The following is an 8,642-nucleotide window of genomic DNA, read 5'->3' as shown; positions in this document are numbered from 1 at the left end:
GTCTGAGTCGATTGGTGAAAGTGTTTCTAACTCTGTTTCAGTAGTGGTTTCTTCTTCTACCGTTTGAGTGTCTGAGTCGATTGGTGAAAGTGTTTCTAACTCTGTTTCAGTAGTGGTTTCTTCTTCTACCGTTTGAGTATTTGAGTCGATTGGTGAAAGTGTTTCTAACTCTGTTTCAGTAGTGGTTTCTTCTTCTACCGTTTGAGTATTTGAGTCTAGTGGTGAAAGTGTTTCTAACTCTGTTTCAGTAGTGGTTTCTTCTTCTACCGTTTGAGTATTTGAGTCGATTGGGGAGATAGTTTGGGAGGATGAGGTTTCTTGCCAGGGATCGGCAACCACAGAAGTAGTAGAATCTTGCTGTGGGGTGGTAGAGTCTGTTTGTCTTTGAGCTAAATTTTCTAATGCTTCCTGACGTTTGCTGAAGATTTCGGGGGCTTGTGGTTTCAGGAGAAGGGCGCGATCGTAGTTAGCGATCGCATCGGAGAAGCGCCCCATTTCTGCTAGTGTCATGCCCCGGTTATACCATGCTTCGGCGAGATCTGGTTTTAGTTCGATGACTCGATTAAAAGCGGCGATCGCTGCGTCAAATTGCTCTATGTCACTGAGAACGATTGCTTTGTTATACCACGCTTGATAAAAGTCTGGTTTAATTTCGTTTGCTTTTTCCAATGAGGCGATCGCTGCTTCTGCTTGCTCTGAGTTAAATAGTATGTTACCTCGAACGTCCCAAGCTTGATAAAAGTCTGGATTTATTTCTATGGCTTTGTCTAAGGCGGCGAGAGCTTCTTCGTTTCGTTGTAAGCTCAATAACATATTACCTTTACCAAACCAGGCTTCGGCGAAGTCTGGTTTCATTTCTAAGGCTCGATCTAAGGAATTTAGGGCTGCTTCGATGTTTCCTGCTTGGAATTGCAATGCACCTCGTTTAAACCATCCTTCGGCATCATTGGGAGTTGAACCATCCTCTGGGTTGTAACGTTTGGTTAATTCTGTTACTACTGTTCGGGGATCGTTGGTTTCTAATCCTAATTCCTGCGCGACTGAGGCGAGTAAGTTGGGGTCTTGTTCTAATCTTTGTAATAATTCGTCTAGGGCGATCGCTTCTCTACCTAGGGGCGAACCTGTTGGTTGAGTTCCACCTTCAGCATCTGGACCTTGATACTCCCATATTTCCGCTTTTTGTCCTCTGTTGAGCAATTGAATCCCAATTTTGTAAGATTCCTGTCCTATTGCTCGCAGTGATGGAATTGTCCGCACTCTCTCACCTAACCTTACCATTCGGGTTGCTAATTCCCGATTTGGCGTTGAGTTGATACTCACTCTTTCTCCGAAGCGTTTTAACCAGGTTAACCATTCTTGTTGGCTACTTCGATCTTCTAGATCTTGAAAAAATTTAACGATGCGCTTTTCTTCCCAACCGTGGGTCACTCCTTCGAGTAACTGAGTATACAAAAATTCATAATCTGTGTCGCTTAAGGGTGAGGACGACTTAGAACCATTATTTTCTCTTGCGGTGCTAGAAGAAGCAGGCATTGCTTCTGTGCCACCTGTTAAGTTATTAAAGAAATTTTTGAGCCACTGCCAGATCCGCCGGAGCATATTTTCTCCTTATTCCGTGCAATATGTTTTTTCTAGTTAGAGGTTGTCTAAAAAAATATTCTCTTTCTTTATACAACCGTTTTCTACGCTGTTCCCCTTGCTGGACGTAATACTTACTAATTACTAAGTTTTTTTTGTCAAAGGCTTGGGGAATAGTTGAATACTCTAATTATGATATTGGCACTTGGGTTAATATCGAAGTTGATTAAATTTCTGTTACTGCTCTGGCATAACTTGAGCTTGCTGTCTGAGATCGCCTTGATTTCGATCGAGCTAAGTACCGACAAGAGGATTCAGTGAAGAAGTCGGTAAGATTTTGTAGTCGTATTTTAGCATATTCAGTTAAATATAGCACAAATTTGTCAAAAAAAGAGACATTTAAGGGGAAACAAAGTTTTACGTAAGCTAGGACTAAAAAATAAAGGTTTTGCAGGTTGGCACCAAAATCGCTTACCCTGAAAAAGCGACTGAATACGAAGTCGAGCAAAAGTATAACTGAAAGCAAGACGAAGGGGTGTGGGGGTGTGGGGGTGCGGGAGAAGTTTAATTTTTCTGATCTACGGAAAGCTCATGTCCTACGACCCTCTACATCACAAATATCGTCCTCAGACTTTTTCGCAGTTAGTGGGACAATCGGCGATCGCCACTACCTTAAGTAATGCGATCGCCACAGAAAAAATTGCGACCGCTTATTTGTTTTCTGGTCCGCGAGGGACTGGGAAAACTTCGAGTGCGCGAATTTTGGCTAAATCGCTCAATTGTTTGGCTGAGGGGAAACCAACACCTTCTCCTTGTGGAAAGTGCGAGGTATGTCGGGCGATCGCTTCGGGTTCAGCCCTAGATACGATCGAAATTGATGCTGCTTCTAATACTGGGGTTGATAATATTCGCGAAATTATTGAACGCGCTCAATTTGCTCCCGTTCAATGTCGCTATAAAGTTTATGTGATTGATGAATGTTTAACTGGCGATTCTTTAGTTTTAACCAGTGAAGGTTTAAGACCTATTCATGACCCTAGTTTGGCAGGAAAAAAGGTTCTTAGCTATAACGAAAATCGCCAAGTTTGGGAATTTAAATCAGTGGTACGCTGGTTAGACCAAGGCATTAAAGAAACTATAATTATTAAAACTTCTAATCGCGAAATTCAATGCACTAACAATCACTTATTCAGAACGGAATCTGGCTGGGTAGCTGCGGAAGAATTAGCTACAGGAATGAAAATTGTTTCGCCGATGGCAGGATCGATTAGTAGTTATTATACTTCTCAAGCTTTTAAGTTTGGTAAATTAGCAGCCTATAGATTTACAGGCTTACAACCGAGTTTGGGAGAACTTCCTACTTTTAAAGAAATTAATCAACAAAGAATTCCCCTAAATAGCAAATGGCAAACCAGTTTTGAGGAAATAAAATCAATTAGTGTTGGGGAATCGGCACAAGTTTACGACCTAGAAATTGCTGACAATCACAATTTTATTGCTAATGGTTTGCTCGTGCATAACTGCCATATGCTCTCAGTTTCAGCGTTTAATTCTTTGCTGAAAACTTTAGAAGAACCGCCGAGAAATGTCGTTTTTGTGCTGGCTACTACCGATCCCCAACGGGTACTGTCAACAATTATTTCTCGCTGTCAAAGATTTGATTTTCGTCGTATTCCTCTAGGGGAAATGGTCAAGCATTTGCAAACAATTGCGGCAAAAGAAAATATAGAAATTAACCCAGATGCGGTTACTTTAGTTGCTCAAATTGCTAATGGCGGACTGAGAGATGCAGAAAGTCTTTTGGATCAATTAAGTTTGATGTCGGGGACAATTACGGTTGAGAAAGTTTGGGATTTAGTTGGTGCTGTTCCGGAACGAGATTTAATTAAGTTGTTACAAGCGATCGCTACCAAAAAAGGTGAGGAAGTTATCAAACAGTGTCGCTATATTTTGGATCGCGGTCGAGAACCTTTGGTCGTTCTCCAAAATTTGGCTGGTTTTTATCGTGATTTATTGATTGCTAAAACTGCTCCTACAGAAAAGAATTTAGTTGCTTTAACAGAACCGACTTGGAATGAGTTAGTGGCTGAAGCCAAAAGATGGCGAATTGAAGATATTTTCTGGGGACAAAAACAGCTTAAAGAGAGCGAAGTGCAAATTAAAAATACTACTCAGCCGCGTTTGTGGTTAGAAGTAACGTTGTTGGCGTTGTTAGCACCACAAACAGTTAGTTTAGAAGCCGAACAATTGTCCGATTCGCCCGTGCCGCAAAATCGCCAGTTCCTCAATTACCGCGAAGCGAAACCAAACTATCAGAATTCTCAGCCAGAAAGTCATCCTGAACCAAGGAAAAAGCAAGATGTATCTCAAAAAACGGTTGGAAACGATGAGAGCGATCGCCATGAATCGAAAACACCTCAACCACAACGGCGATCGCCAGTAGATCGCGAACCTATACCAGTAAATTCTACTCTCCCATCTTCTTTGGAGCAAATCTGGGAAGAGGTATTAACTAACCTTAAACCTCCTACTACTCAAGCTTTTTTCCGCCAGCAATCTCATCTGATTGAATTTCAAGACACTTTTGCTTTTATAGGTGTTCATTCCCCGAATATAATTCAACTTGCCCAACAAAAATCCTCAAATATTGAAGCTGCTTTTAAACAAGTTTGCGGTAAAAATATCAGAGTAAGTATCAAAGTCAAAAGTCCTCCTAGCTCAACCAAAACTGAGCAAAAATCAGTTGGGGAAAATTCCTCGCTCCCGAAACCACAAAATTCAGTTCAATCTCCTGAGATTCAATCGCCGACAATGGAGCGCAAAATCAATACTGTTGTGCCAAATGAGGAAGTGAAAGTTAAGGCAGAAACTTCATCTACAGCTTTGCAGGTAACGGAAACAACTGAAGTAAATGTCCCTGAATTCCCAGAAAATCAATCGCCCAAAAATCTTGCTAATTATGATGATGGGGCAGTCAAAAAAGCGGTTTCTAAACTGACTGAATTTTTCCAGGGAAAAGTGATTACTTTAGACGGTAACTTTTTGGCAGGAGAAACTAAATTAACAAACGGCGATAATCTAGTTACTGACTCTCCAGAGCGAGATGAAGTTGATGATTTTTCTTCAACTTCGCCAACTATTTTTTCCGAAGATGATGAGATCCCTTTTTAAACTTCGCTAAAGCTAAGGTTGACCAAATATCGACAGCTAACGCGATCGTAACGCCAAGAAACGGCTTCGGGATCTTGCTGTTTGCTCCAATCAGAAAAATTAGCTTCCTCTTTGATTTGTTCGAGGAAAGATTCTTCTACATTCAAACGAGAGGCTAGTTCGACAGCAGTTAATCCTGCTAAAATGTCAGTCAGTGATTTGATTTCGCGATTATTCATTTGGTTTCTACTGTTTCTTCTACGGCTTGTTGAGATATTTCAATTAATAAATCTAAACGAAAGTTATCAATCAAACTGGCGATCGCTTCGGCTAAACTCTTCTCGCTTGAAGGAATTTTTCTCACCAATTCGTTAATTTTCTCTTCGTCGAGAGTATAAGAAGCATGATATAGTTTTTCTCTCCATTCAAGTGGCATAACACATAAATTTTCTTTTGTCAAGGAAAACTTTGGTTGGGGAGTTGAGAGCGTCGGCAATTCTTCTGCGAAGAGAAAACGCAATCCCAAGCGCTCTTCGAGTTTTTCCCAAAGAACTTCTTTTGACAAAGGTTTACTAATAAAATCATCGCAACCTGCGGCTAAAACTGTAGCGCGATTTTCCTCAAAAGCACTGGCAGTTAGAGCGATAATAACTGTAGGATGAGATTGATAATTTTGCTTAATAATTTTAGTAGCTTCTAACCCATCCATAACAGGCATACGGATATCCATTAAAATTAGATCGGGTCGCCAACGAGAGAAAATTTCTACAGCTTCTTGACCGTTACTTGCTTCTTGAATTTCGAGTCCTAGTTCCACTAATAATTTAACAATTAATTGGCGATTTTCGAGGACATCTTCAACGACCAAAATTCGGTAGTGGGGTTGATTTGGTTCTAAACCAATTACTCGTTTAGCAATTACTTGTTGAGGAATTTCTGCTGCTTGAGCCAAGGAAACTTTAATATCAAAAGTAAAAGTTGAACCTTGACCGACAATACTGCGAACAGCGATCTCTCCTTTCATGAGAGCGACAAATTCTTTGCTAATGGCTAAACCCAATCCCGTACCTTCGGTTGACTTACTAACGGTAGTAGTTTGGACAAAAGGGTTAAATAAAGTTTCAATTTCTTCGGGAGCTATACCGATACCAGTGTCTTCAACTTCAAAGATTATTTGTGTAGTTGGTGGTTGGTTAAAGTTAAGTTCATTTGCTTGGCAAGTTACGCCCGCTTTTACTCGCAAGCAAACCGAACCGCGATGAGTAAATTTAATCGCATTACCGAGCAAATTAATTAAAACTTGGCGTAGTTTGCTTTCATCAGCTTTAATGTATCGAGGAACGTCAGGTGCAATGTCTAAGATTAGCTCTAAATTTTTCCCATAAGCTTTTAATTGCAGCATTTCGGTAAGAGTATTCAGCAAGTGATAAAGATTGAGAGGATTTTCCTTCAAAACGATCCGACCTGCTTCAATTTTGGACATCGATAAAATATCATTAATTAAAGTCAGTAAGTGTTCGCCGCTACGATTAATAATGTTGATATATTCTTGTTGTTGGCGGTTTAAAGAAGCGTCATGAGCGAGCATTTGGCTAAAGCCGAGAATGGCGTTGAGAGGGGTTCTCAGTTCGTGACTCATGGAAGCAAGAAAGTTGCTTTTAGCGTGGTTAGCGGCTTCAGCAGCTTCTTTAGCTTGCTGGAGGACGACTTCGGTTTGCTTGCGATCGCTGATATCTTGATTAGAACCGACCATCCGCAGAGGATTGCCTGCTTCGTCCCATTCGGCTTGTCCTCTGGATAAAATCCATTTATAACTACCATCTTGACAACGCAGGCGATACTCGGCGAGGTATTGTTCGGTTTGGCCTTGGAAATGGGCTTGGACTGCGGCTAAGACTTGTTCGACGTCGTCAGGATGAATGCGATCGCGCCATTCTTCTAAGCTGTTCCAGTTATCTATTTCACTATAGCCGAGCATTTCTTTTAAGCGAGTCGAGAAAAAGACTTCGTCGGTTGGGATATTCCAGTCGAAAATACCATCCCCGGTGCCGCGTAAAGCTAATTCCCAGCGTTGTTCGCTGATTCTGAGGGCGGCTTCTGTCTGCTGACGAGTTTGAATTTCTTGCTGTAGTTGCTGATTTTGCCAAGCGAGGAAAACCCGCCGTTGAGTTTCTTGTTCGAGCAAATCTGCTTGAGCGATCGCGATCCCGATTTGGGCGGCTACTGCTTCTAACAGTGCGATTTCGTCGTTATTCCAGTGACGATAGCGATCGCATTGATGTAAGCAAACAACGCCGTTTGGTCTACCTTGATAAGAGGTTCTGACTGCGAGCATCGATTTGATGCCTAACTGACGGCACAAAGAAGTTACCTCTACCAGGAAAGGTTCGGTATCGACGTTATCGCTAGCGATCGCTTGGTCTTGTGCTAATATCTGTTGGATATGAGCATTGCCGAAAATGGGAACTTGGAAATTCGGGATTAACTCTCGTACAGAGGCAATGGAACCTATTTGTATATATTCAGCGACTAAAGGAATTTCTGGTATTGCGCTTTCAATGTAGGTGTGAATTAAACAGCGACTCGCACCGAAAGCTGCGCCAATGCGATCGGCTGCGGTAGGAAAAATTTGTTTGGGATCTAAGCTAGAGCGAATTTCTTGGGTTATTTTTTCTAGTAAGAGGACTTTGTGAATTTGTTTTTCTAATGCGGTTTTGGCGTTAGCCAGTTCAATTTCGTATTGTTTGCGATCGCTGACGTCTACTTGGATGCCGATATAATGAGTCAAATCTCCTTCGTCGGATCTCACTGGGGAAATTGTCAGTTCGTGCCAAAAAAAAGTGCCATCTTTACGTAAATTGCGCAACAATACCTGACATTCGCTGCCTTGAGCAAAACACTGACGCAATTTGGCAATTTCTCTGGGATCTGCGTCTTCAGGTTCGAGGAAGTGAAAGTTTTTCCCAAGAACTTCGGCGGCTGAGTAACCTGTCAGCCTTTCAAAACCTGAATTAACGTAAACGATCGGATTACCTGGGGCTTGGGCGTCAGTAACGATCGCTCCGTTAAAAGAAGCCGCGATCGCTCGCTCTAACAACTTTAAACGTTTTTGGGCTTGTTTGCGAATACTAATATCCCGAAATGTCACTGCTAAACCATCACTTAATTTCACCGCACTCACGTGAAACCAAGCTTCAATTCCATCCCCAGAATAATAAATTTCTCGTTCTTGAGATTTTCCTGTTTCGACTACAGAAATATAAAGGTCTAGCAAGCCTGTTTGCTGATGTCCGGGTAGGGATTCGAGCAATGTTTGTCCTACTAATTGCTCTTTTTGCTGACCGATAATTTTTTCGGCGGTAGGATTTAACAATAACCAGCGAAAGTCGCTAATTTTTCCTTCTCGATTCCGAATTGCAGCAAAGGCGGCTACTCCATCTAAAGAACTATTTAAGACACTCGCTAAAAGAGATTGAGACTCTTGTAGTTGATGGTTTTGGGCAACTAATTGTCTTTGCAAGCGAGAAATTGTTAGTTGATTTTTCACCCTAACTAATACCTCTTCCGGTTGAAAAGGTTTCGTAATATAATCAACTCCACCCAAATTAAAAGCTTTTACTTGTTCTTCAACTTCATGAAGAGCGCTTAAGAAAATTATCGGGATCTCTTTCGTCGGAGGAGCTGCTTTTAATTTCTGACAAACTTCATACCCATTCATTTGCGGCATCAGAATATCCAGTAAAATCAAATCTGGCGGCGAGTCTAAGGCGGCGTTTAATGCTAGTTCTCCCGAAATTGCTTTTTGAACTTTATAGCCATTTTCGGTCAGCAGTTTAGCTAAAAACCTCAAGTTACTTGGTTTATCATCTACTACTAAAATTTTCAGTTCGCCTTCGTTCATTTTTTTATTTTTT

4 protein-coding genes are annotated in these 8,642 nt (G+C 41.4%); 1 reads left to right on the top strand and 3 read right to left on the bottom strand.

What is annotated here, in order from left to right; all coding sequences use genetic code 11:
- Positions 1–1,599: tetratricopeptide repeat protein (locus G3T18_RS09205; RefSeq protein WP_224410254.1), on the bottom strand; the 1,599-nt coding region annotated here is incomplete at its 3' end.
- Positions 1,600–2,169: 570 nt separating this feature from the next.
- Between G3T18_RS09205 and dnaX the strand changes: the two genes are divergently transcribed.
- Positions 2,170–4,749, top strand: a complete 2,580-nt coding sequence (gene dnaX / locus G3T18_RS09200) for a DNA polymerase III subunit gamma/tau (protein WP_224410253.1) — start codon at positions 2,170–2,172, stop codon at positions 4,747–4,749.
- Here dnaX and G3T18_RS09195 read toward each other — a convergent pair.
- On the bottom strand, positions 4,746–4,967 hold the full coding sequence (locus G3T18_RS09195) for a hypothetical protein (protein WP_224410252.1): 222 nt from the start codon (positions 4,965–4,967) through the stop codon (positions 4,746–4,748). The two genes, dnaX and G3T18_RS09195, sit on opposite strands and share 4 nt — an antisense overlap.
- Positions 4,964–8,629 (bottom strand): response regulator, encoded by a 3,666-nt coding sequence (locus G3T18_RS09190; protein ID WP_224410251.1) that lies wholly within the window; start codon positions 8,627–8,629, stop codon positions 4,964–4,966. Before G3T18_RS09190 ends, G3T18_RS09195 begins: the two co-directional genes overlap by 4 nt.
- Between the last annotated feature and the right edge of the window lie 13 nt (positions 8,630–8,642).

This window comes from Oscillatoria salina IIICB1 (assembly GCF_020144665.1).
Taxonomy (GTDB): Bacteria; Cyanobacteriota; Cyanobacteriia; order Cyanobacteriales; family SIO1D9; genus IIICB1.
Note: the sequence above shows the minus strand (reverse complement) of the source record. Positions and strands in the feature narration are given on the sequence as shown.

Bases quoted from the DNA above. Each gene is read 5' to 3' on its own strand.
- G3T18_RS09195 (WP_224410252.1), bottom strand. From the start codon at position 4,967: ATGAATAATCGCGAAATCAAATCACTGACTGACATTTTAGCAGGATTA.
- dnaX (WP_224410253.1), top strand. From the start codon at position 2,170: ATGTCCTACGACCCTCTACATCACAAATATCGTCCTCAGACTTTTTCG.
- G3T18_RS09190 (WP_224410251.1), bottom strand. From the start codon at position 8,629: ATGAACGAAGGCGAACTGAAAATTTTAGTAGTAGATGATAAACCAAGT.